The 25,138-nt window shown below is 73.1% G+C and carries 15 protein-coding genes; 10 read left to right on the forward strand and 5 right to left on the reverse strand.

Features of this window, described 5'->3' with window-relative positions; translation table 11 throughout:
* Nucleotides 1-113: 113 nt before the first annotated feature.
* The 4 genes from E0F75_RS26790 (at nt 114) to E0F75_RS26805 (ending at nt 3,946) form a co-directional block, all read left to right on the forward strand.
* Nucleotides 114-1,232, forward strand: a complete 1,119-nt coding sequence (locus E0F75_RS26790; protein ID WP_229313429.1) for a winged helix DNA-binding domain-containing protein — start codon at nt 114-116, stop codon at nt 1,230-1,232.
* A 100-nt stretch (nt 1,233-1,332) separates the two neighbouring features.
* Entirely contained in the window at nt 1,333-2,070 is a 738-nt protein-coding gene (locus tag E0F75_RS26795; protein ID WP_229313431.1) for a hypothetical protein, read from the forward strand.
* A 111-nt stretch (nt 2,071-2,181) separates the two neighbouring features.
* On the forward strand, nt 2,182-2,691 hold the full coding sequence (locus E0F75_RS26800; protein WP_229313433.1) for a toxin-antitoxin system, toxin component: 510 nt from the start codon (nt 2,182-2,184) through the stop codon (nt 2,689-2,691).
* A gap of 13 nt (nt 2,692-2,704) precedes the next feature.
* A complete protein-coding gene (locus E0F75_RS26805; protein ID WP_229313435.1) occupies nt 2,705-3,946 on the forward strand; it encodes an MAB_1171c family putative transporter in 1,242 nt (413 codons plus the stop codon).
* A 60-nt stretch (nt 3,947-4,006) separates the two neighbouring features.
* On the opposite strand, the gene E0F75_RS26810 is transcribed toward E0F75_RS26805, so the two are convergent.
* Nucleotides 4,007-8,410, reverse strand: coding sequence for a ricin-type beta-trefoil lectin domain protein (locus tag E0F75_RS26810; RefSeq protein ID WP_229313437.1), 4,404 nt, complete (start codon nt 8,408-8,410; stop codon nt 4,007-4,009).
* Nucleotides 8,411-8,776: 366 nt separating this feature from the next.
* Between E0F75_RS26810 and E0F75_RS26815 the strand changes: the two genes are divergently transcribed.
* Together E0F75_RS26815 and E0F75_RS26820 are read left to right on the forward strand one after the other, a co-directional pair.
* Nucleotides 8,777-15,781: a ricin-type beta-trefoil lectin domain protein gene (locus E0F75_RS26815; protein WP_229313439.1), complete on the forward strand. Its 7,005-nt coding sequence runs from the start codon at nt 8,777-8,779 to the stop codon at nt 15,779-15,781.
* 186 nt (nt 15,782-15,967) lie between these two features.
* Nucleotides 15,968-17,275 (forward strand): hypothetical protein, encoded by a 1,308-nt coding sequence (locus tag E0F75_RS26820; protein ID WP_229313441.1) that lies wholly within the window; start codon nt 15,968-15,970, stop codon nt 17,273-17,275.
* A 100-nt stretch (nt 17,276-17,375) separates the two neighbouring features.
* On the opposite strand, the gene E0F75_RS26825 is transcribed toward E0F75_RS26820, so the two are convergent.
* Nucleotides 17,376-18,233: a methyltransferase domain-containing protein gene (locus tag E0F75_RS26825; protein WP_229313443.1), complete on the reverse strand. Its 858-nt coding sequence runs from the start codon at nt 18,231-18,233 to the stop codon at nt 17,376-17,378.
* Between the two features lie 103 nt (nt 18,234-18,336).
* Nucleotides 18,337-18,855, reverse strand: a complete 519-nt coding sequence (locus E0F75_RS26830; RefSeq protein WP_229313446.1) for a GNAT family N-acetyltransferase — start codon at nt 18,853-18,855, stop codon at nt 18,337-18,339.
* Nucleotides 18,856-19,109: 254 nt separating this feature from the next.
* Between E0F75_RS26830 and E0F75_RS26835 the strand changes: the two genes are divergently transcribed.
* The 3 genes from E0F75_RS26835 (at nt 19,110) to E0F75_RS26845 (ending at nt 22,981) form a co-directional block, all read left to right on the forward strand.
* A complete protein-coding gene (locus E0F75_RS26835; protein ID WP_229313448.1) occupies nt 19,110-20,354 on the forward strand; it encodes a sulfite oxidase in 1,245 nt (414 codons plus the stop codon).
* Nucleotides 20,355-20,448: 94 nt separating this feature from the next.
* Complete coding sequence (locus tag E0F75_RS26840) at nt 20,449-21,681, forward strand: aminotransferase class I/II-fold pyridoxal phosphate-dependent enzyme (protein ID WP_229313450.1); 1,233 nt, start codon at nt 20,449-20,451, stop codon at nt 21,679-21,681.
* 232 nt (nt 21,682-21,913) lie between these two features.
* Nucleotides 21,914-22,981: an MBL fold metallo-hydrolase gene (locus E0F75_RS26845; protein WP_229313452.1), complete on the forward strand. Its 1,068-nt coding sequence runs from the start codon at nt 21,914-21,916 to the stop codon at nt 22,979-22,981.
* Here the strand turns inward: E0F75_RS26845 and E0F75_RS26850 are convergent.
* Both E0F75_RS26850 and E0F75_RS26855 read right to left on the reverse strand, forming a co-directional pair.
* The gene (locus tag E0F75_RS26850) at nt 22,961-23,644 is read right to left on the reverse strand and encodes a DedA family protein (RefSeq protein WP_229313454.1); all 684 of its coding nucleotides are present in this window, start codon (nt 23,642-23,644) and stop codon (nt 22,961-22,963) included. The genes E0F75_RS26845 and E0F75_RS26850 overlap by 21 nt on opposite strands.
* A gap of 46 nt (nt 23,645-23,690) precedes the next feature.
* Nucleotides 23,691-24,470, reverse strand: a complete 780-nt coding sequence (locus E0F75_RS26855) for an MBL fold metallo-hydrolase (protein ID WP_229313456.1) — start codon at nt 24,468-24,470, stop codon at nt 23,691-23,693.
* Between the two features lie 146 nt (nt 24,471-24,616).
* Between E0F75_RS26855 and E0F75_RS26860 the strand changes: the two genes are divergently transcribed.
* Nucleotides 24,617-25,033, forward strand: a complete 417-nt coding sequence (locus E0F75_RS26860; RefSeq protein WP_229313457.1) for a hypothetical protein — start codon at nt 24,617-24,619, stop codon at nt 25,031-25,033.
* Nucleotides 25,034-25,138: the final 105 nt, after the last annotated feature.

A 25,138-nucleotide genomic window follows, 5' to 3' on the forward strand; every position in this document is an offset into this window, starting at 1 on the left:
CCCCAGCCCCAGCCCCAGCCCCAGACCGAGACCGGGCAGGGGCACTTCCCCGGATGGCTGGGCGAAGGCCCCGTCCGCCCGCAGACGCAGGGCGACGTCCGGGTGCGTCGGCCGTGACCGCCCTGTCCCTCCGGGCCCTGAACCGGGCGCTCCTCGACCGGCAGTTCCTGCTCGTGCGCACCGACCGGACGCCGCTCGACGTGATCGGACGCCTGGTCGCCCTCCAGGCGCAGGAGCCCAACTGGCCCTACGTCGGCCTGTGGAGCAGGATCCACGACTTCACCCAGGCGGATCTCACCGCGCTCGTCGAGGACCGGAAGGTCGTCCGGTCCGCCCTGCTCCGCAGCACCCAGCACCTCACCGCGGCCGACGACTTCCGCCGCCTGCGGCCGCTGGTGCAGCCCGTGCTCGACCGCACCGCCGGCTCGTCGTACTTCACCCGGAACCGCGCCACCGGGCACGGCACGGGCCTGGACGCGGCGTCCCTCGTCACCGAGGGGCTCGCCCTGCTCGGCGGCCGGACGCTGCCCCGCAGGGAACTGGCCCGGCAACTCGCCGCACGCCACCCCGGTGTCGACGGACGGATCCTGGCCGGGGAGGTCGAGCTGCGGACTCCGCTCGTCCACGATCCCGCCACGGGCGCCTGGGGCTCGTGGGGCAACCGGTCGGCCATCTCCGTCACCCCCGCCGAAGCGTGGCTGGGACGGCCGGTCGCGGCCGCGGCCACCGGTGACGGCGACGCGGCGAAGGAGCTGATCCGCCGCTACCTCGCCGCCTTCGGCCCGGCCGGTGTGAAGGACGTCCAGGCCTGGTGCGGGCTGACCCGCCTGGGCGAGGTCGTCGCGGAGATGGGCGCCGAGCTGCGCCGCCACTCCGGGCCCGGAGGCGGTGAACTCTTCGACCTGGCCCACGCGGAGCTGCCCGACCCCGAGACCCCGGCTCCGGTGCGCCTGCTGCCCGCGTTCGACAACGTCCTGCTCGGCCACGCCGACCGGAGCCGGATCATCGACGACGAGGACCGTCCCCGCGTGATGCCCGGCTCGGCGCAGGTCCGGCCCACCTTCCTGGTGGACGGCCGGGTGCACGGAACGTGGTCACTCGACGCCGGAACACTACGACTCGCCCCGTTCCGCCCGCTCCGCGCCACCGACCGGACGGCCCTGGAGCAGGAGGCGCACCGGCTGCTGCCGTTCGTGGGCGGCACGACGGTGGCGACCGCCGGTGGTGCGTAGGCCGATCGTGCCGATCGCCGCGGTCCGGGTGGCAACCGCCGACGGATCAGAGGTGGTTGCTAGCCTTGCGGGACCTCGTCCGATGACCACGGGAGTTCTTATGAGTGAGGGGCCTGCTCAGGACCTGATGGGCACGGTGCGCCGGATCGACTCGCTGTTGGAGCGCATGGGCCTGAATCGCGCCGACGTGTTGCGGGTCGAGGGCGAGGGCGGGCTCTCGTACGCCTCCGGGGTGCCGGTGGAGGAGGCGCGGGAACTGCTGCGCGGTGAACGGCCTGTTCAGGCCGGGAGCGAGGTGGACGTGGTCGAGGCGCGCCACCGGCGCGTGGTCGAGCGCATCCTGTTCCTGCGCGCGACGCGGCTGCGCGCGTCGGCGGACGGCAGCAGGCGGGCGTACTCCCTGGCGGAGATCGCGGCCGGCGCGGGCACGAGTGCGCAGTGGCTGGACAAGATGATCAAGACGGGCCGTGCTCCGAACCTCAACCACGCCGCCGGGATCGCGGGGTTCTTCGGGGAGAAGATCGAGTTCCTGGTCGCCGAGCCGGCCGAGGCGCTGGACCGCGTCCTCCAGCAGATCCACAAGGATCTCCTGGAGCGGACCGTGGAACGCCAGGACCAGGACCTGCGGCGCCTGCGCATCGCGGGACCGGCGAGCGAGGTGGATCCCTCCCTCGGCGTGGTCGCGTACGCCGCCCGGGCCCTGGCCGACGTACCGGACGACACCGCTCAGCCCCTGATCGCCCTGATCGAGTCCGTCGCGCGGCGATCCCGCGAGGAGCGCGCCCGGGAGGCCCGCGCGGCCCTCGAAGCCGGGTTGGTGCACAATGACGTCGATTGATCGCGGCGTGGACCCCACGGCTCACCAGCGGTAGCGCGCAGAAGCGATGCAGGGGGGCCGGTCCGTCCGGCACGAGTGACGGGGTGGCACGGGGTGGGGGTCTCGCGCGAGATGAAGCGGTATCGCGACGTGCTGGTCACGGGGCTGCCGCAGCCGGTTCCCGAGCAGACGGCCGAGTTGCTGAAGGCGATCTGCGTGTGCGCGGCCCGGTTCAGCGGGCGGGAACTGCGGTTGATGTTCGAGGAGTTCCCACCGGGCTCGGTGACGGGTCTCTGGCTGGACATGGGCGACTACGACCTGATCGTCGTCGAGGCCAACACGTCCCCGCTGCATCAGGTCGTCATTCTGGGGCACGAGCTGTGGCACCTCAAGGAGGGGCACTGCGGTCATGGCGGCGCGGCCGGTGCACGGGCCGCGGCCCGCATGCTCGGGGACCGCTGGGAACTCGCCGACGCGGTCGGCCGCGTCGCCGCCCGTACGGAGCCGGACCTCGAAGAGGAGCGGCGCGCGGAGAAGTTCGGCCGGATGCTGGCCGACCGGGTCAGGACCCGCCTGGACCGCAGGCGTGGCACGCCCTCCGGCGGAGTGGCCGGCCGTATCTGGGCGTCGTTCAGAGGATGACGGGTGAGACGGCGTGAATCTCTACATCCCGGCCGCCGCGCTCGGTATCGTGCTGGTCGTCAAGCTTCCCTCGTTGGTGCGGCGCAGGCACAGTCCCGTGGTCCGCAGCGTCAACGCCGTGATCTTCCTGCAGGCCTCGGCGTTCTTCTTCTCCGCGCCCCCGACCATCAGGTTCGTCAACAGGACGACCGGCGTCTGCAATTTCTCCGCGGTGCTGGTCTACTGCCTCCTCTCCGCCTACGCGTGCGCCTGCCGGGTCCTCATGGAGAACTGGCGCGGGGACGTGGAGGTCCTTCCCCGTACCCGCCGCCGGGTCAGACGGTGGATCTGGGGGCACGGTGTGGTGGCCCTCCTCCTCATCGGCTGTTTCGTGTGGGGCGAGGCGCCGGTCGAACGGCAGCGCGACTTCGAGACGTACTACGCCAGCACCCCCTTCATCCGCGAGATGGTGCTGCTCTGCCTGGTCGCCGTCACCGCGGCGGCCGGCGCGGCGGCCGCGGCGTGCCTGAGGTGGGCGCGCGACATCCGCAGCGAGTTCCCCGAGCGGAGGACATCGGCCCGCGGGCTGCTGCGCACCGGGCTCACCGTCCTGGCCGTGGGCTTCCTGACCAACGTGACCTACGGTGCGGCCAAGCTGGTCGCGGTCGTGGCCGCCTGGAGCGGCCGGGACTGGGAACCGCTCAACCAGGCGGCCGTGTCCCTGGCCGCCCTCGGCACCCTGCTCGTCGCCGCCGGATTCCTCATCCCCATCGTCGGGCCCTGGCTCACCGTCCGGGTCCTCGAACCGCTGCGGACACTGCGCGCCCTGGGTCCGCTGCGGCGGACGTTGTGCGTCGCCGGCGGTCCGCAGGCCCGGATGAGGCTCTCCACTCCCTGGAGCGCCGGCCCCGGCCGGCGCCTGACGGACCGGATGACCGACATCCACGACCGGATGCTGGAACTCGGGGCGTACTGCTCGGACGAGGTGCGTGCCCGCGGCTACGCGGAGGCCCGCCGGGTCGGCAGGACGGAGGCCGAGAGCGTCGCCTTCGGGCTGGCTGCCATGGTCAGGGCCGCGGCGGACGCCCGTGGCCGCGGGATGCCCGCGGACAAGGAGCGGGGCGTGCCGGCGGTTCGGGCGCTGCGTGCGGCGGAGGGCGAGTACCGGGACCTCCTGGTCGGCATCTCCCGGGCGCTCGGCTCGGTCCCCGGGGACGGGAACGGCGGCACCACCGCGTCGGTCGGTGGTGCCGCCTTGTCTCCCTGCGACGGATGACACCCGCCCCGCCCCCGGCGTCTGCCGGGGCGGGGCGGATGTCATCGGGTGGGGCGGGTATTACGGAGCGACCGGCAGGTCCGGGGTCTGGAGCGTCGGGATGCTCCAGCGCTGGGCCGGAGTGCCGTTGCAGCTCCAGATCGCCAGCTTCGTACCCCAGTCCCGCCGTGCCTGCGGCAGGTCCAGGCAGTTGTTCGACTGCGGGTTGTAGATGCTGCCGTCGGCGCGGGGCAGCCACTGCTGGCCGCCCTCGCCCAGGCACTGCCAGAAGATCAGGTCGGTGCCCTGAGCGGTCTGGTTGCCCCGGACCGCGACGCACTGGCCCTTCTGGGTCAGGGTGCCGTTGGCGTTGACGCTGAACTTCTGCGGGTCGGAGCCGTTGCAGTCCCACAGCTGCGGCTGGTTGCCGTTGCCGTTGGCGCCCTGCGGCGTGTCCATGCAGAAGTCGGGCGACGCCGCGTACCGGATCGGCAGGTCCGTGGTGGTGGCCGGCGGCACGTAGTTCTGGAAGACCGACAGCCCGGCGATGGAGCCGTTGAGGTAGTTGCTGGGCTTGCTGACGTGCTTGTACCGGCCCAGGACCAGGGCGCCGCTGGGTGCGGGGCTGGTGCTCGCCCGGTGGTATCCGCTTGAGGCCAGCGTCCCGTTCACGTACAGGGTCATGGCGCCGGACGCGGCGTTGTACGTGGCCGTCAGCTGGGTCCAGACGCCCTGCTTGAAGGTGTTGGCCGGGGTGACGACGGCGTTGTAGTCGTACGGCCAGCCGTCGTCGTCACCGTGCGCGATGGCGAAGCGCCAGTGGCCGGTGTCGGCGTACAGCATGAACGCGCTGGCGTGCGCGCCGTCCTGGCTGACGATCATTCCGTCCTGCGCGTTCATCTTCACCCAGGTGGAGAGGGTGAACGACTGGCGGGTGTCGACGGCCTTGGCGGGGCCGGTGACGACCGACTTCGCCGCGGGGTCGAAGACCGCGACCTTGCGGGCGCGGCCGTCGACCGTCTCGGTGGCGTAGGTGACCGCGGCGGAGGTGGCGTCGTTGGAGACGCCGCTGCCGTTCTTGGCCGGAATGGCCTTGGCGTCACCCTCCAGGCGCCACTGGACGGTCGGGGCCTGGGCGTCGCCGCGGACGTGGTGGCCGCCGAAGCCGTCGACCGCGCCGCCGGCGGCGGTGCCGGCCCAGGCCTGCAGGACGCCGTCGGTGCCGACCGCCCAGAAGTCCGGGATGTCGTCGCCGGTCACATCGCCCTCGGAACCCACCCGGGGGTAGTCCGCGCCCTTGATCCCGTACCCGATGCGGGTGGCGGGCTGCGCCGCGACACCGGTGACCACGACGTAGCCGTCGACCGCGCGGGTGCCGGTGGTCAGCTTGTACTGGAAGATGTCGCCGTTGGTGCGGTTGCGCACCCACAGCGCCGGGGCGGTGTCCGTCGTGGCACCGATGTTCAGCGCGTTGCCGGGGACCATGAGGTCCTTGTCGTCCCACGTGCCGCTCGCGTCGACCAGGGCCGGCGCGGCGAGGGTCTGGTTGGACTTGACCGGGTAGAACCACAGGTTGCCGGACTCCACGGACAGCAGTCCGGTGGCGTCGGTGACCTTGCGGCTCGGCGTCCGCGTGGTGCGGGCCGGGCCGGTCGGGGTGATCTGGCTGGAGTACGCCCAGGTCGCCTCGTTGCGGTAGCCGGTGCAGGAGGTGGCGTGGGTGGTGGAGCACTCCGGCTTGGCGACCGCGGTCTTCGTGCCGAGCGTGAAGCGGCCCGGGGCGGAGAGGGTGTTGTCGTAGGCGAAGAGCTGCGCTCCGCCCAGTGCGCCCGGGGTGGCCGGCTCCTGGTGCACGAACAGGTCGTCCACGTTGCGGCCGGGGTCGAGCGAACCGCGGTGAACCGTGCGGTAGTCCTTCCACGTCCGGCCGGAGGCCACCTCGGGAGCCTGGAGCGCGGTGGCCGCGGTTCCGCTGGGGATCATGCTGCGGCTGCTGCCGTCGGTGGCCCGGCCGTGCGTGACGAGGTTGCCCGCGGCGTCGGGCAGCAGGATGTCGGAGCGGGCGTCGCCGGTGGTGTCACCGAAGGCGACCGCACCGTCCTTCCACGGCACGTAGAAGGCGTACGACCGGGTCTGGGAGGCGTTGCCCGCCTCGTCGAGGACCCGTGCGTAGACGATGTTGGTTCCCCACGTGGTGGGCTTGATGTCGAGGGGGTGCACGCCGAGCGGGCTGCCGCCGCTCGCGCACCGCTGCTGTGCGCCGACCAGCTGCGGGTCGAAGCCCCACTGGACACAGGCCGGTCCGGAGCTGCGCAGGCCCGCACCCGGGCTCGGGTCGGAGACGACGATGGGCAGGGAGCCCGTGTCGCCGAGACGCAGGCTGGTGATCTGGCCGTTGCCGGCCGGCGGGTACTGGGTGGCCGGGTCGGTGAACGGGCCGAACTCCAGGACCGGCGGGGTCAGGTCGACCGCGAAGTGGCAGGAGGTGGTGGCGGGGCCGCGCAGCAGGCCGTCGTCGCCCTGGACCGCCCAGCCGTAGTTGCGGCCGTCCTTCAGGGCGTCGAGCGGGGTGGTGTACGTGGCGTCGGTGCCGGTGCCGACGAAACCGGACCAGCCGGTGTGGGCAGCGGCGCCGGTGTCGTGGTCCCACACACCCACGAACTGGGTGAGCTGGCCCTGGTTGGGGCTGCTGACCTTCGAGGCGATCGTGACGGTCGGGGTGGTGATCCAGCCGAACTGGTCGGCGGGGACGTCACCACAGGCCTGGGTGTCGCCCGCGACGACGCGGCGCGGGGCGGGAACCGTGCGCTGGTTCTCCGGGACGCGCGGCGGGAAGTCGTACTCGGCGCTGAGCACCGCGGTGTACGCGAACCGCTTGAAGGCGATCTTGTCGCCGGTGCCCTCCTGGCCGGTCAGGGCGAAGGCGAGCGGAGTGCCGGTGTCGCGGATGCCGTCACGCATGGCGTTGGTGACGTTGAAGTCCACGGGGATGTTGCCGTAGCAGTCGCCGTTGTTGCCGTTGCCGCCGATGGACTGGTTCTGGATCCACTCGCGGATCTGGTGGTTGCTCCACTTGACCGACGAGCCGAACGCGCCTGCGCGGTACAGGTGCACCGGGTACGTGTTCGTGCACGACCAGTCCGCCGAGAGGTACTGCTCCAGGCGGAGGTTGGCGTAGTTGATCGTGGCGCCGGCATAGCCGTTGAGGTCGAACTCGTACAGTGCGCGCTCGATGCCCTTGCTGGTCTCCCAGCCCTGGTAGCCCACTCCCGGCCGGTCCTCGTCGCGGGAACCGGTGCGGTCGAAGTTGCCGGAGTCGTAGGCCTGCTGGACCCACGCGTGGTGCTGCTTGCCCCGGCTGTCCACCGACCACGAGGGGTCGACGTAGATCGGGTACCTGGTGTCGGCACCGTCGAGCAGCTCGGCGCTGGGAGCCAGGGCTATGTCGCCGGTGGCCCTCTTCGCCGAGCCGGTCGCCTTCGCGCCGGCCTCCCGCGCTCCGGTCACCTTCGCGCGGGTCACCGGGATCCGGGCCACGGAAGCACCGGCTCCGGGGCCGTCGGCGCTGCTGGGCGCCGTCTCCGACCCGGGGGAGTTCGCCGTGTCACGGGCGTCGAGGTCGGCGTAACGCGAGCCGCGCGCACCGGGCTCGCGCGCCTCGCCGGCCGACCACATCAGGGGGGCCGGGGCGCGGAAGACGGTCTCCTTGCCCGCGGCGGCGGTCAGGCTGCCGTCCTTGCCCTCGGCCAGCGTCAGGCCGTCGGTGACCGTGGGGAACACCAGGTCGCGCACGGCCGGGTCGGCCGCCGCCGCGGGCGAGTGCAGCACGACCACGGTGGTGTAGCCGCCGTACTTGGTGGCGCTCACCTGGAGGTCGGTGTCGGGGGCCACGTTCTCGAACAGCGCGTCGTTGCCGCGCAGCACGGGCTTGGGGAGCGCGCCCGCGAACGGCGAGGAGACCGACAGCTTCTTGCCGTCCTCGGTCGTCATCGTCGCCAGCGGACCCGTGCCGCCGCCCGAGATGACCAGGCCCGAACTCGACGCCTTCGGCGCCACGGTGCCGTCCGCGCGCACGGCCAGCGTGTCGTCCAGGGCCAGCCAGCGGCCCTTGGTGCCCTTGGTGCGCTGCGGCAGCAGGTGGCTCTCGGAGCGCAGCTTGCCCTTCGGGGTGGCGACCGTGGTCGCGTACTCCGTCGTCAGCTCCGGGACCGGCACGTCCTTGCCGGTCTTCGCCGCCAGCTCCCACGCCTTCTCGACCGCTGTGCGTGCGGGCGTTCCTGACGGTGCGACAGGCCGGGTCGCGGTGCCGGGCGTGCCGGGCGCGCCGGGCGCCGCCGAGGCTCCCGGCGCGGCCGGGGCGTCGAGCGGAGGCGTCGGCGCGGCCGCCGCGACATACGGCGCCGCCAGCAGCAGGACGGCCGAGACCCCCGCCGCCAGACCGGCGGACACCGGCTTCCGCAAGCCGGATCTTGGTGCTTTGGACATGCGAGTGCCCACTCCCCCTAGAACGTGTCGAGTCCCTGACCAGACAGGCAGGGCCCGGGCACTGTGACAGGCGGGCACACAGCTGATCAACAGCCGGAGGATTCAATTCCGCCCCTCCTGTGCGGGGTCGTGCCCAATTGGCCGCGGGGTGACCCTTCCCACGCATCCATAAACGATCGTTGATAGTGACGCAACGATCATTTACTGCTAGCTTCCCCCGTTTAGACCGGCAGTTAAGTGGATTTGGGGCCTCCGCTTGCCTCTCTCCGGCTCCGACTGACCCCACTTCAGACCCATATGACCAAGGTCCCGGCCCACGTGGCCGGGAGCCTCGGCTCTCTGCTGACCACAGACGAAGGAATCCTCATGTCAGTTCATGGCGTGCGCCGAAGAACGCGCACGTTCCGCACGCGGGTGGCCGGTCCGGTCATCCTGGCGCTCGCCGCCTCGCTCCTCGGTGCCCCCGTGGCGCAGGCGGGGCAGGCGGGGCAGGCCCAGGCCGAGGCGGACTTCTCGAAGGTCTGGAAGCCGCCGCACCGGCCACTGCCGGGCACCGCGCCGGTCAAGGCCTCCGAGGTCCGCAAGGCCGCGGCGGTCAAGCCCCGTTACCCGGTGCCCGCGCGTTCCGCGGAGCGGTCCAGGACACCGTTCTCCGTACCGGTCAGCGGCAGCGCCGACCTGACGGGCGCCACCGGCACGGCTCCGGTCCGGGCCGGAAGCCTGCCGGTGTGGGTGTCCCCGAAGGGCGCCGGGGCCGCGTCGAGCCTGAGCGGCGAGGTCACCGTGGTCCGCAGGGACGACCGCTCCGCGCGTGAGCTCGGGGTCAACGGCGCCCTGTTCAGCCTCGCCGCCCAGACCTCCGGCGCCACCCGCGTCAAGGTCGGCCTGGATCTCGCCGGCCTGCAGGCCGCCACCGGAGGCGAGTTCGCCTCCCGCGGCCGCCTGGTGACGCTGCCCGGCTGCGCGCTGACGACGCCGAACGTGCCGTCCTGCCAGGTGCGTACGCCGCTCACCACGCGCTACGACGAGGCGACGAAGCGGCTCGTCGCCGACGTGGCACTACCGAAGGCTGCGGCCCCCGCGCCCTCCCCGGCGAAGGCGGCGGCGAGCAGCAGGCTGCTCGCCGCCCCCGCCGCCCCGATGCTGCTGGCCGCGGAGACCGACTCCTCGGGCCCCGGCGGCACGTACGAGGCCACCGCGCTCGACTCCTCGCAGAGCTGGGCCTCGGGCGGCAGTTCGGGTGCGCTGACGTACCAGCACGCCATCCAGGTTCCGCCGGCCCTGGGCGGCACCGCCCCCGAGGTCGGGCTGAGCTACGACTCCTCCTCGGTGGACGGCAAGACCTCCGTCACGAACGCCCAGGCCTCCTGGATCGGCGACGGCTGGGACTTCAACCCCGGCTACATCGAGCGCGTCTACAAGCCCTGTGACAAGGCGGGCATCCCCGACTCGGGCGACGCCTGCTGGGCGGGGTTCAACGCCTCCCTGTCCCTCGGCTCGCACTCGGGCTCCCTCGTGCGCGACGACAAGGCGGGTTCGGCGACGGCCACCACCGACGCCGCCACCGGCGTGTGGCGCCTGAAGAACGACGACGGTACGAGGATCGAGTTCGGCTCCGGTGCCGCCAACGGCGTCCGGGACGGCTCGTACGCGAAGGTCACCGACTCCGCGGGCACCACGTACTACTTCGGCGTCAACCACCTGCCCGGCGGCGACAAGACCGACCCGGCCACCAACTCCGTGTCCTCCGTGCCGGTGTACTCGCCCAAGAGCGGCCAGCCGTGCTACGACAGCGCCAAGGGCACCGGCTCCTGGTGTCAGATGTGGCAGCGTCTCTCGCTCGACCACGTCGTCGACGCCCACGGGAACCTCACCACGTACAAGTGGGCTCCGGAGACCAACTGGTACAAGCGCGGCGCCGGTCAGAACAACGGCAACGGCACCATGACCGAGTACACCCGGGCCACCACCCTGGCGAGCATCGCCTACGGGCAGAAGCTCTCCGAGCAGGTCGCCGCCAAGGGCGCGCTGCAGCCCGCCGCCAAGGTCAACTTCACCGTCACCGAGCGCTGCACCGCGGCCGGCACGGCATGCGAGCCCGCCAACCGGACCGTCGCCAACAAGGCGAACTGGCCCGACGTGCCGGTGGACAACGAGTGCAAGAGCACCGGAACCTGTGTCTACTACGCCGCCACGTACTTCACCACCAAGCGCCTGACGCGAATCGCCACCCAGGTGCGCGTCGGTAACGCCTGGCAGGACGTCGACACCTACGACCTGGTCCAATCCTTCCCCGACCCGAAGGACGCGGGCAGCCAGCGCGCCCTGTGGCTGGACTCCGTCCGGCGCACCGGCAGGACCGCGACGCCCCACGCCGACCTTCCTGCCGTGTCGTTCACGCCCGTCATGCTCCCCAACCGGGTGGACGGGACGAACCTCGTACCGGCACCGCCGATCATGAACCGGCCGCGGATCCAGCAGATCCACAACGAGACCGGCGGCGTCCTGAACGTCGACTACAACCTCCCCGACTGCTCGCGGATCAACAACGTGATGCCGACGGCCGAGGACGACAACAACAGGGCCTGCTATCCGGTGCGTTGGTCCCCGCCCGGTTCGGTCGTCGACTCCGATCCGGTGCTGGACTGGTTCCACCACTACACGGTCAAGTCGCTGACCGAGACCGACACCGCCACGGACACCCCGCAGAAGATCACCGACTACGCCTACGGTTCCGCCGCCTGGCACCGTGACGACAGCGAACTGACCGAGGCCAAGTCCCGCACCTGGGGCGATTTCCGCGGCTTCGCCAACGTGACGACCACCGTGGGATCGGGCACCGACGGACCCAGGTCGCAGAGCGTCACCACCTACCGCCAGGGCATGGACGGCGACGTCCGCAAGAACGGCACCGCCCGCTCCGTGCACCTCACGGACGCCCTGGGCCGCGATGTCACCGACGTGGACTGGCTCAGCGGCCAGGTCCTGCAGACCGAGGCCCATCACCAGGCCGGCGGCACCGTCGCCACCCAGACCGTGCACGCCTCCGACGACCCGGTCGCCACCGCCACCCACACCCGCACGGGCCTGCCCGCCCTCGTCGCGCGCTACACGGGCACCAGGAACACCACCACCACCCGGGTGAAGCTGGCGGACGGCACCTGGCGCACGAGCACCGCCACCCAGGTCACCGACCCCGCGCGGAACAACCGGACGGTCACCTCGCTGGAGCAGGCGGACGGGGTCCCCGACGAGTGCACGCGCACCAGCTACGCGAGCGGACCGGACGCCCAGCGCACCGGCCTGGTCTCCGAGGCTCTGAAGGTCTCGGGCCCCGACGCCTGCACCGCGGACCCCACCGCCACGAACACCGTCTCCCGTGCCCGTACCTTCTACGACGGCCTCGCCCACGGCCAGGCGGGCGCCACCGGCGACGCGACCAAGAGCGAGATCCTGGACCGGTACGCCACCGACGGCAGCCCGGTCTTCGTCACCGCCTCCACCACCGGGTACGACGGCTACGGCCGCGTCACCTCGCTGACCGACCCCAACAGCAAGGACGCGCAGCACCCGAACGGCACGACCACCACCTCGGTCCACACCCCTGCCGCGGCCGGCGAGCTGCCCGTCACCGTGACGGCCTCCGCGCCGGTTCCCGGACAGGCCACGGGCACCTGGGACACCGTCACCACCTTCGACCCCCGCCGCGGTCTCACCCTGAAGACGACCGACGTCAACCAGAAGACGACGACCAGCGCCTACGACGCGCTGGGCCGGCTGACCGCGGTGTGGCAGCCGGGGCGTGCCCCCGAGTCCCACCCCAACGCCGACGTGGTGTTCGGCTACCGCGTCTCCAACGCCACGGGCGTCCCCTCCACCGTCACGACCGGCAAGCTGACCGTGGACGGCGCCACCCCGGTGCGCACCACGTCGATCCAGCTGATGGACGGCTTCGGCCGCCCCCGCCAGACGCAGTCCACCCCGGCGAACCCGGCCTACACCGGCCGCCTGGTGACGGACACCCGGCTCGACTCGCACGGCCGGGAGAAGACGTCCAACGCGGCCTGGTACAACGACGCCTCGGGCCCCAAGGACGTCCTCGTCGCCGCCGCCGACAGCACCGTCCCGTCGCAGAAGCGGACCAGCTACGACGGTCTCGACCGGACCGCCGTCGTGGCGGCGTGGTCGCTGGGCACCGAGCAGAACCGCACGACGACCAGCTACCCGGGCGCCGACCGCACCGATGTCCTGCCGCCCAAGGGCAACGCGCCGACGTCGACGATCACGAACGCCCTGGGCCACACCACCGAGCTGTGGCAGTACTCCACTCCCACACCCACCGGCCGAGCCACGGACGCGTCCGTCACCCGCTTCACCTCGACTCTCGACGGTGAGCCCCTGACCCGCAAGGACGCGGCGGGCAACGTCTGGTCGTACACCTACGACCAGCGGGGCCGCCAGACCAGCGCGAGCGACCCGGACACCGGCACGACCACGCGGACGTACGACGCCGCCTCGCGGCTGTCCACCCTCACCAACGCCAAGAACAAGACGCTGGTGTACACCTACGACCTGCTCGGGCGGAAGACCGGCCTGTACGACGGCGCCGTGAGCGCCGCCAAGCAGCTGGCCGGCTGGACCTTCGACACGGCCCCCGGCGGCAGGGGCAAGCCCGCCACCTCCACGCGCTACGTCGGCGGCTCCGCCGGCAAGGCGTACACCAGCGCCGTGACCGGCTACGACGACGGCGCCCGGGTCACGGGTACGACGATCACGATGCCCGGCACCGACGCCGGGCTGGCCTCCGGCACGTTCACGTACAACGTCACCACCACCTACGACCGGCTCACCGGCAACCCGAAGGGCACGGTCCTGCCGGCGCTCGCCGGACTGCCTCTGGACGACATCGCGTACTCGTACAACGACTACGGCCAGCTCTACAAGTTCGCCGGCGCCACCACCTACGACACGCAGACCGAGTACGACGCCCACGGGCGTGTGATCCGCTCCACCGTCAACCCGTGGGCCTCCCAGGTCGTCACCACCTCGGTCTACGACCAGGCCACCGGGCGGCTGAGCGACCAGTTCGTCGACAAGCAGACCTCGCTCTCCGGCGCGGTGCAGCAGACCGGCTACACGTACGACCAGGCCGGCCGGATCACCTCGCTCACCAGCATCCCGGACAACACCCCCGCGCAGACCGACCGGCAGTGCTTCACGTACGACCACCTCGGACGGCTGACGACGGCGTGGTCCGACACGGGCGGCATCAGCCGGCCCGACCCCCTCACCCACCAGACGGCCGACCAGGGCGCCTGCGCGAACACCACGCCCACCGCCGGTGCCGTCGCCCCGGCGAAGACCACCGTCGGCGGACCGGCCCCCTACTGGCAGGACTACGCCTACGACCTGACGGGCAACCGCACCAAGGTGGTCCGCCACGATCCGGCGGGCGACACCACCAAGGACGCCACGACCACCCAGACGTTCGGCGCCCCCGGGCAGCAGAACGCACCGACCTCCGCTCCCGCCACGGGCGGCGGCACCGGCGGAGCCCACGCCCTGCTGCTCGCCACGACGAAGACGGGCACGACCACCAACAACGACGCGTTCCAGTACGACGAGAACGGCGCCACCACCTCCTACCGGGCCGGCAAGGCCGGTACGAGCAGCCTGACGTGGAACAGCGAGGGCAAGCTCGCCTCTCTGACCACGGCCGCCCAGATCAAGGGCATCGGCGGCAAGTGCCTCGACGCCGAGGGCGGTTCGACCGGCGTCGGCAGCCCGCTGCAGATCTACGCGTGCAACACGGGCGCGGGCCAGAAGTACTCCACCGCGAACAGCACGCTCTCCAGCGGCAACCGCTGTGTCCAGGCCATGGGCACCGCGGCCGGATCACCGGTCACCTTCCAGGACTGCGACGGCGGCGCCGACCAGACCTGGACAGCGCGGGCCGACGGCACGCTTCACAACCCCGTCTCCGGCCGCTGCCTCGCTGTCCCGGGCGACGTGGCCACCGACAGTCTGAATCTCGTGCTGGGCGACTGCGCCACCACCGTGCCCGCCGGGCAGAAGTGGACCATTCCGAACACCACCACGACGTACCTGTACGACGCCGACGGCAAGCTGCTGATCCGCCGCAACCCCGGAACGGCCACGCTCAGGCTCGGTAACGACGAACTGACGGTGAACACGGCCACCCAGGCCCGCACCGGCATCCGCTACTACCCGATCCCCGGCGGCATGACCATCGTGCGCACCGGCGCGGGCACCGCCGCCGGGGCGTTCGTCGCCCAGATCGCCGACCACCACGGCACGAACAACCTCACCGTCGACCTGTCGACCCTGGCGGCCACCCGCAGCCGTACCGACGCCTTCGGCAACGTCCGGGGCACCGCGCCCACGACCTGGGCCGGCAACAAGGGGTTCGTCGGAGGTCAGGAGGACGGCACCACCGGGCTCACCAGCCTCGGCGTCCGCATGTACCAGCCGTCCACGGGCCGCTTCATCAGCACCGACCCGCTGCTGTCACCGATGGACCCCCAGCAGTGGAACGGCTACGCGTACGCCAACAACGACCCGGTGAACAACAGCGACCCGGATGGCCGCATGTGCCTGCACGGCTCGCCGGGCGGCGGCCGCGACGGCATCTGCGCCGGCGTCGAGGGCGACACCGACGGCGTGGTCGGCGACTACTCCGACAACTGCGCCCACGACTCCTGCCGAGCCGCTGCGAACGCGATGACACAGCAGGCGCGGAAGAAGGGCACCTACAACAGGACGCCGAAGGGGCGGGTGAGCAACCCCAAGCCGGTCGACAACTACCGCTACTCGTACACCTACTCGTACAGGAACTACCTGGGATCCGCGACGATACTGGGGACGCCGGAGTCCGTCATGAAGGCCTTCAAGGAGAACCCCGGGGAGGTCTTCCCGTTCCCGATCAGCGGCTGCGACGAATTCCAGGGCGGGGACGTCTGCACCCTGCACCCCGAGCCGTTCCCCGGCTTCAGCCCGACCCTCATGGGAGGACCCGGCGTGGTCCTGGTGACGACCGCGGACACCAGCTTCACCTTCGAGGTGATCGAGGAGGGGTACTTCGACGACCGGGGCTCCACGATCACGTTCTCGATCGAGCAGAAGGGCCAGGACCTGTACCTCAGGCAGGACGCCATGACGACCGGCTCCAAGACCATTCCCACCCTGGGGGTCCTGTTCGGGGCCGCCGGGATGAAATGGAAGGAGCAGACGTTCAACCTGCAGAGGCTGATCGTGGGCAAGGACCTCGTCGACCCGCTCGACCCGAGGATCCAGCCCCAGAACCCGGTCATGGAAATCCCCTACGGCCCGAAGGCGGCGAAGACGATCTGAGCCGGACCGGCGCCTGGAACGACTGAACAAGGGGAAGCCCCCGGCCGCACACGCGGCCGGGGGCTTCCCCCTTCCGGCCGCCGCCGCTCGCGGAAGGGCGCCGGACGCGCGTTGCGCCGATCATGGGAAGGGGCACCCCGCGCGCCGGCGGGTGCCCGTACCGCCCGGGAGGCAGGAGGCACGGGAATGGCGCGCACGCGCGAGGTCTACGTCTACGACTACGCCGCCGACTTCGGGCTCAGCGCACTCGCCGGCACCCTCTGCGCCCGCGCGACCCTTCGCCTCGACGAAGCGGTGGTCCTCGACATCGCCGAGTCCGAGGCGGAGGACGACGACCACCGGCTCGGCGCGGACGCACGGCTGCTCCTGGAGTCCCCGCTGCCGGACGACGTGCTCCGCACGGTGTGGCTGGCGGCCGTACGCCGCTGCTTCGACCCCGCCGAGGAGGGCACGGACACCCGGAGCTGGCTGGACGGGGTCGCGGAGCTGTGTCCGCCGCGCGCCCCGGAGCGCGACCCGTACGAGGTGCGGTCCCTGGACGCGACGCGGCCGGTCGTGCCGGAGGAGGAGCTGCGGACGACCGTGGCCGCCGAGATCGAGTCGGCCGCCGCGGGTCTCGAGCTCCGGGTCGCCGTACCCGGAATCGTCCCGGCCCTCCTCCGGGTCGTGCGGGAGGCGGACGCCGACCTCGGGTTCCGGCTGTTCCTCAGGGCGCTCAAGGCGTACTCCGTGCCGGTCGACGCGGACGCGTACGACCGGCTGCTCGCCCTCGGGGACGCGCTGGCCTACCCGCCGGCCGCCGTCCACGAGGGACTGACCGTGCGCTGGCGCCCCCTCGACCCGGGCCGCCGCGACTTCGCACCCGGCCGGTTCGGGCTCCCGGCGCTCGCGGCCGCACTCCGCGGGACCGAACGGACCTACGGGGGCGCCCCGCGCGAACACATCCAGCGGGTCGCCGACGACGGGCCGGGACACCCCCCGGGGGCGTACGCCGCGGTGCTCCTCGACGACGCCTGGCGGCTCCTCGACTCCGCCCTGCCGGGGGAGGCGGTCGGCCTGCTCTGGCGGACCGCGGCCGGACGCCCGCACGTCCTGGACGAGGACGAGTTCGACGCCGACGGGCGGGCCTGGCTGGAGCAGGTCTCCCAGGTGTGCCACGCCCATCTCGCGGAGGTCGACCCCGCCTACGCGCCCTTCCTCTCACCCGCCAGGACCGATCTCACGGAGGCGGTGCTGCGGGAGGTGCGCGAGGCGGTGCACGCCGAAGCGGAGCAGGTACGAGGGGTGGCGCGGGTCCTGGAGGCCGTGGTCACGGCGGTCGACCCGGACCTGGGCTTCCGCCTCCTCCTCCACCTCCTGGACACGTACGAGGTCCCCGTCGGCGAGGCCCGGCGCGCCCGCTACCGGGCGCTCGCCGACCGACTCGGGTTCCGTGGTGACCATGCCGGGCTCAGTGGTGACCATGCCGGATCGAGCGTGACCACGCCGGGCTGAGCGTGACCACGCCGGGCTGAGCGGTGACCGTGCCGCGTTCGGCGGGACCCCCCCGGCGGCCGGTTCGCCACGGACGTGCCGTAGCCCGCCCGCATGTCCGTCAGGACACCCGGCACAGGATCTCGCCGTGCGGGACCATGAACCAGGCGTCCTCCCGCGTACCCCACTCCCGCCAGGCGTCGGCGATCTCCGCCAGCTCGGTCCTGGTCGCGTGGCCGCCGGACACGGCCAGGTCGGCGTAGCCGGAGCCGGTCGTCCGGTCCGCCCACAGGCCGCTCCACCAGGCGCGCTCCTCGGGCGTCGCGAAGCACCAGGTGGCGGCGGTCGTCGTGATGTCGGTGAAGCCGGCCTGCCGCGCCCAGGAGAACAGGCGCCGTCCCGCGTCCGGTTCGCCGCCGTTGGCCCGGGCGACCCGGCGGTACAGGTCGAGCCAGCCGTCCAGGACGGGCCGTTCGGGGTACCAGACGAAGGCCCCGTAGTCGCTGTCGCGGGCCGCGACGACACCGCCGGGGCGGCACACCCGCCGCATCTCGCGCAGCGCCTGCACCGGGTCGCCGACGTGCTGGAGTACCTGGTGGGCGTGGACCACGTCGAAGGAGTCGTCGGGGAAGTCCAGGGCGTGCACGTCGGCGACGGCGAACTCGACGTTCTCCAGGCCGCGTTCGGCCGCCACGGTACGGGCCTTCGCCAGGACCTCCTCGGCCGAGTCGACTGCGGTGACCCGGCCGGGGGCGACCAGGGCGGCCAGGTCGGCGGTGATGGTGCCGGGTCCGCAGCCCACGTCCAGGACGTCCAGACCCGAGGAGAGCGCGGGCAGCAGATAGGCCGCGGAGTTGGCGGCCGTCCGCCAGGTGTGCGAGCGCAGGACCGACTCGTGGTGGCCGTGGGTGTAGACGGCCGTCTCATGGGCCGTCTCGTGGCCGGCGGGGTGCGCGGAAGAGGTGGAGGCATGCGTCATCGGAGCGACTCCCTCGGTGTGGGTGCGTGCTCACCACCGTACGCACGGATGTCGCATGATGAGATTCATGTCTTGAGATGTGGACACGCGGCGGAGTGGCGCGTCAGGCGAACAGGTCTCCCCGGTACCGGAGTTCCTTGAGCATGCGGCCTCCCGTCTCCTCCCGCACGACCTCGCCGTCCGGGCGCCAGCCCGCCGCCTCGTAGAAGCGGCGCCCCCGCGTGTTCCCCGCGAACACCCACAGCGCCGCCGTGCGGAACCCGGTCCCCACGAGGGCCTCCGTGGAGGCCGCGAGGAGGGCCCGCCCGACTCCCGTGCCCCATACCTCCGGCAGGGCGTAGAGAGCGGCCAGCTCGGCCGTGGTCCGCCGGTCGAACTCCTCGTCCGGCCAGGCGCGGAAACAGGAGAACGCCCGCACCCGTTCGTCGGGGCCCGTCTCGACCAGGACCGTGGGCCGCTCCGGGGCGGTGAGGCGGGCCCGCCAGGTGGCGGTGCGCTCCTCGACGTCCAGGGCGTCCAGGTAGGGGCCGGGCAGCAGGTCGCGGTAGGCGGCCCGCCAGGACAGCACGTGCACGGCGGCGATGCCCGCCGCGTCCTCGGGAAGGGCTTCTCGTATCGGCATGCCGCATTGTCCTCCGGCCGGAGGACCGGCCGCCTCGCAATTTCGGGCCGCCCCCCGGACCCGCCTTCACAGTTCAGGCCCCCCGCCGCATCCGCCTCCGCACATGCGGTCCGCCGGACCGGCCGCCGCGGACGCCGACCTGACGAACCCCCTGTGACAGCACCATGAACGGGCCGTCCCGACCGCCCTTCCGCCCCTAGGATCGGCCGCGCCGCCGCCCGGTGGCGCGCCTCTCCCACCTGCCGAGGAGTCCCGTGCCGAACTCGCCCGCGCCCGCCCGCCGTTCCGTGCTGAAGGTTCTCGCGGCGGCCCCGGCGGTCTCCGCCCTCGGCGGGCTCGCCACCGCCACCACGGCCTCCGCCGCATCCGCGCCCGCCCCCGCACGCGCCACGGCCGGAGCCGCCGTCCCCCTCGCCGCGCCCGGGATCGTCAAGGCCCTCCCGGCCGAGTACTTCACCGTACGGGGCACCAATGCCGAGGCGCGTTTCGACAGCTTCGGGGACACCGGACACCTCACCCCCGTCGACCGTTTCTTCGTCCGCAACCACACCACCACCCCCGTCCTCGACGCCGCCGACTGGCGCCTGACCCTCTGGGGCGACGGCCTGCACGGCCGCAGCCCGGTCCACTTCACCTACGGGCAGCTCCGGGACCTGCCCTCCGTCACCCGAACGGCCCTGATCGAGTGCGCCGGAAACGGCCGCAGCCTCTACGCGAGCCAGCAGGGCGAGCCGGTCACCGGCACCGCCTGGACCCTCGGCGCCGTCGGAGCCGCCCGCTGGCGCGGGGTGCGCCTCGCCGACGTGCTGCGACGGGCCGGGATCGCCCGCGACGCCGTCGACCTCCAGCCGCGCGGCCTCGACGACCCGTACGTCTCCGGCGGGATCGACTACGGCCGGGTCCGCCGCCCGCTGCCGGTCGCCAAGGCCTTCGACGACGTGATCCTCGCGTACGAGATGAACGGCGAGCCCCTCCCGTACGACCACGGTCATCCGGTGCGGCTCGTGGTGCCCTCCTGGGTCGGCATCGCCTCCATCAAGTGGCTCGGCGACATCGAGGTCTCCACCCGTCCGCTCAGCTCGCCCTGGTCCACGGACTGGTACCGCCTCTTCGGCGACGCCCACCCGGCCGGCGGCAGCGCCCCGATCAGCCGGCAGACGCTCAAGTCCGGCTACCAGCTGCCCTTCGGCGCCACCCTGGAGGCCGGCCGTGTCCACCGCCTGACCGGCAGGGCCTGGTCCGCGCACGCGCCCGTACGGACGGTCGAGGTGTCCACCGACGGCGGCGCGCACTGGCGGCGGGCCCACCTCCACGACACCCCGCGACGGGACGGCTGGGTCCGCTGGAGCACGCCGTGGCTCCCGCGCGCCACCGGACCGGTCACCCTGCTCTCGCGGACCACCGACACCGCCGGCAACACCCAGCCCGAGCGGGCCGTCCACAACACCCAGGGCTATCTCTTCAACGCGATCGTGCGACACCCGGTGACCGTCGCCTGAACCGACGCCTGGAGCGGCGGAACCGGCCGAACCTTCGTATAAAGGGCACGGGGGTGCCGTGCCGGCGCCCCCGTGCGCTCAGGAGGTACGGGACATGCGGCAGACGGCTCCGGACGGCCGTGGCCCGGTGCGCTACGGCCCTCCCGCCCCCGACACCGGCCTGCCCGTCCTGCCCGGACTCGCCGGGCTCCTCGCCGCCGCCGCCGGACGGACCACCCCCGAGCCGCCGGGTGGCGGCCCCGTCCTGCGCGAGGCCGCCGCCGGCTACTGGTGGCGCCGCGGCCTGCGCACCCACCCCGAGGACGTCGTGGCCGGCCCCGGCGCCCCCGCGCTGCTGCTCGCTTTGATCGCCGCCCACGGCGGCGACCTCCTGCTGCCCCGGCCCTGCCCCGCCTGGTGGACCCCGCAGGCCCGCCTCCTCGGCCGCCCGGCCTACCACGTGCCGACCCCCGCCGAGGCCGGCGGCGTCCCCGACCCGTACGCCCTCCTGGAGACCGTCCGGCGGATCCGCGCCGAGGGCGGCACCCCGCGCGTCCTCCTGCTCTCCGTCGCCGACGACCCCACCGCCACCGTCGCCCCGCCCGAACTCGTCCGCGAGGCGTGCGAGGCCGCCGTCGCCGAGGGACTGCACGTCATCAGCGACGAGACCTGGCGCGACACCCGCCACCATCCCGAGGACACCGTGCTCCTCAGCCCCGCCGAGATGTGCCCGGACGACGTGACCGTCCTCTCCGACCTCGGCGGCGCCCTCACCCCGGCCGCCTGGCCCTGCGCCGTCGCCCGCTTCCCGCCCACCGATCCGTCCCGCGCCGACCGCTGGACCGACCGCCGCGCCCGCGTCCTCGACGTGCTCACCGCCCTCGGGGCCGTCGTCCCCGGGCCCGTCGCCCCCGCCGCCGCGCACGCCCTTGACGAACCCGAAGACGTCACCGTACGGGCCCGGCGCGCCGCCGCCGTCCACGGTCGCCTGGCCGCGGCCGCGCACCGAGCGGTCCTCGCGGCCGGGGCCCTCGCCCGGCCGCCGCAGGCGGGCCGCCACCTGTACGCCGACCTCGGGCCGCTACGGGCCGGTCTCGCCGCCCGGGGCGTCACCGACTCCCTGGAGCTGGAGAGCCACCTCGGCGCGCGCCTCGGTGCCCCCGCGTCCGGCGGTCACCGCTTCGGCGACGAACTCGGCGCCCTGCGCGTCAGGTTCGGCACCGGCATGTTCCTGGGCGGTACGGAGGACGAACGGGCGGAGACGCTCGGAGCGCGGGACCCGGAGACGCTTCCCCATGTGGCGGCGAAGCTGGCGGAGTTCGGAGGAATCCTGGAGGAACTCCGGTGACAGCACCCCCGGTCGGCCGCCCGCCGAAGAAACCCGCGCAAGCCGAGGGAACCGCAGTCGTACGCGCCGTACGAGTCGTGCACGCTGTACGCGCCGGGCACGCCGTAGGCGCCGTACGAGCCGAGCACGCCGTGCACGCCGTACGCGCCGGCCGCCCCCGGCCCTCCGCACCCCCCGGACCAGTCCGACCCTCCGCACGAGCCGAACCATCCGCGCAGAACGGAGCCCGCAGATGACGGAACGGACGGCACACCCCACGCGGGCCGCCCAGGCCGCCCCGTACCAGCCCGATCCCGCCACGGCTCCCGCCCGTCCCCCCGCGCCGGCGCCCGCTCCCGTCCTCCACCCCGTCGGGCGGCTCCGCCTCGACTGGCCCCGCAGCTTCGCCGACCGGCTCACCGCCCCGCTCCCCGGCGTGCGGGCCCTGGCCCGCCTCGCCCGCGAAGGAGCCGTACGCCCCCGCCCCGAAGGCCTCCGCGACATCCCGCTGCTGCCCTTCGAGCCGGGTCCGCTGCCGCCCGCCGGACCCGACACCCTCGCCATCACCTGGGCCGGGCACGCGAGTTGGGTGCTGCGGGTGGGCGGGCTCACCGTCCTCACCGACCCGGTCTGGTCCCGCCGGATCTTCGGCACCCCCGCCCGGCTCACCCCCGTCGGCGTCCGCTGGGAGGACCTGCCGCGCATCGACGCCGTCGTCATCAGTCACAACCACTTCGACCACCTCGACGCCCCGACCCTGAAGCGGCTTCCCCGGCACACCCCGGTCTTCGTCCCGGCCGGCCTCGGCCGCTGGTTCGCCCGCCGCCGGTTCAGCCGGGTCACCGAGCTCGACTGGTGGGAGGCGGCCGAACTCGACGGCGTTCGCTTCGACTTCGTCCCCGCCCACCACTGGTCCAAGCGCACCCTCCTGGACACCTGCCGCTCCCTGTGGGGCGGTTGGGTGCTGACCGACCGGTCCGGGCGGCGCCTTCACTTCGCGGGGGACACCGGGTACGGCCACTGGTTCGCCGAGATCGGCCGCCGGTACCCCGGCATCGACCTGGCCCTGCTGCCGATCGGCGCCTACGACCCCCGCTGGTGGCTCAGCGACGTTCACACCGACCCGGAGGAGGCCGTCCGCGCCCACCAGGACCTGGGGGCGCGGCGGATGGCCCCCATGCACTGGGCGACCTTCGTGCTGTCGTCGGAGCCCGTCCTCGAACCCCTCACCCGGGTCAGGACCGCGTGGGAGCAGGCCGGGCTGCGCCGCGAGGACCTGTGGGACCTGCCGGTCGGCGGCTCACGGGTGCTCGTGCCCTGACGCGGCGTGCCCCGACGCCCCGTCCACCTTCGCCCGCGGCCCCCGGAACCGCCGCCACAGCCCCGGGACCGCGCCGACGAGCACCGTGAGGCCCACCGCGGCGACGACACCCTGCCAGGGCTCCGGGAACAGCGAACCGCCCAGGATCCCGATCAGCTGGTACGTCGCCGCCCATGCCAGACAGGCCGCCAGGTCACCGCGCACGAACCGCCGCAGCGGCATCTCCGACAGCAGACACGCCAGCATCACCGGGATCCGCCCCGCCGGCACGAGCCGGGACAGGACGAGCACCGACACCTGATGCGTGTCGAGCCGCTCCTGCGCGTGCGCGAGCCGATCCGGTGTCACCCGGCTCCGCAGTGCGGCGAGCCACCGCGAGCCGTTGCGCGAGCGCACCCCGCGCTGCCCCAGCCAGTACAGGGCGGTGTCGCCGAGGAGCGCCGCGAACGCCGCCACCAGGAAGACAAAGAGCAGCGCGAGGGGCGACGTCTGGTGGAAGGCGACCACCGCCGCCGAACTGACGATCGCGCCCGTCGGCACGACCGGCACCAGGGCGCCGAGCGCCACGAGGAGGAACAGGGAGGGATAGCCGACGGCCTGCTGCGTCGACTCCGGCGGCAGCTCCCGCACCGCCGTCACGACCCCGGTGAGCCCGTGGATCACCGGCCGTCCCCCGGCCGCGCCGCCCGTCCGCCCCTCGTCCTCCGACTCACCGGGCCACCTCCGGACGTACCCGCTCGCCGTGCCCGAGCAGATGGACCGCCACCTTCGGCGCCAGCCGCGCCGCGTGCCGTACGAACTCGTCGCCCGGCGCGTGGAACTCGTGCGGCCTGATCCCGTCGAGCCCGATCGGCCAGTACGTGCCGTAGTGCACCGGGACCGCCGCCGCGGGCGACAGCGCGGCGAGCGCCTCGGCCGCCCGGCCCGCGTCGAGGTGGCCGTGTCCCAGATACGGGCCCCAGCCGCCGACCGGCAGCAGCGCCACGTCCACCGGGCCCACCGCCTCCGCCATTCCGTCGAAGAGGCCGGTGTCCCCGGCGAAGTACGTCCGCGCCTCGCCCTCGACGACGTACCCGAGCGCGGGGGCGCGGTGCGGCCCCACCGGCAGCCGCCGTCCGTCGTGGAGCGCCGGCACGGCCCGTACCGTCACGCCCTCGACCGTCACCGTGTCGCCCGGTTCCACCTCGGTGAGCCGCAGCCCGTTCCCGTCGAGCCTGCGCAGCCCCGGTACGGCGGCGGGGGCGCCGCGCGGCACGACGAGGAGCGTCCCGGGCGCGAGCCGGGCCAGCGACGGCAGGTGCAGATGGTCGGAGTGCAGGTGCGAGACGAGGACGGCCTCGGCGACCGCGGCCTCGGGCGGCGGCAGGGCGCCGCGCCGCCGCCGCAGGTGCGCGAGCCGCCGCGCGAACAGCGGATCGGTGAGGAAGCGGACCCCGGAGTCCTCGACCGTGCAGGTCGCGTGACCCCACCAGGTGACCTCCACCGGCATGCCGCCTTCCGTCGTCTCGGGTTCCGGCCGTCGTCCACCGCCGTTCACGATGTCCGGGCTCGTACCCTCACTCCGTATCGAGGGTAAATGTCCGGAGCGGGCGCCGGAGGATGTTCGGCCGTGCCGTCCCGCAGTAGGGTCGGCCCATGGACGACGTTCGGGTGGCGGCGATCGCCAGCCTCACCCCGCTCGAAGAGCTGGACAGCGAGCCCTTCCTCGTGGACACGCGCCGCCAGCACGCGGTGTGTGCGCGCTGGGCCGACGACAAGGGGTACGTGGTCGCCCGCCGGCTGCTGTTCTACGGGATCCGGCCCGACCACGAGGCCCTGTGGATGGACGTGGAGGCGGGGGCGGTCGACCTGTTCGTCGCCGCCAACGAGCGGGTCCTCGCGCGCGCGTTGACCTCCGTGCCCGGCTTCCGCGCGGAGTGCGCGCGGCGCGGGGTGCGGGTGGAGACCGCCTGCTCCGACGGGCCGGCGTGCGAGCCGGAGTACGACGCGGCGGCCAAGGCGGGGGTCCACCGGCGGCTCTCGATGCCGACGGCCGGGTACGACGGCTGCTGACGCCGCCTCCGCGCGCAGAGCGACCCGACGTACGACCTCACGTACGACCGCACGTCGACTTCACGTACGTCTTCACGCGCGACCCGACGTACGTCGGCACCGACG

This window comes from Streptomyces sp. CB02980 (genome assembly GCF_014451325.2).
GTDB lineage: Bacteria > Actinomycetota > Actinomycetes > Streptomycetales > Streptomycetaceae > Streptomyces.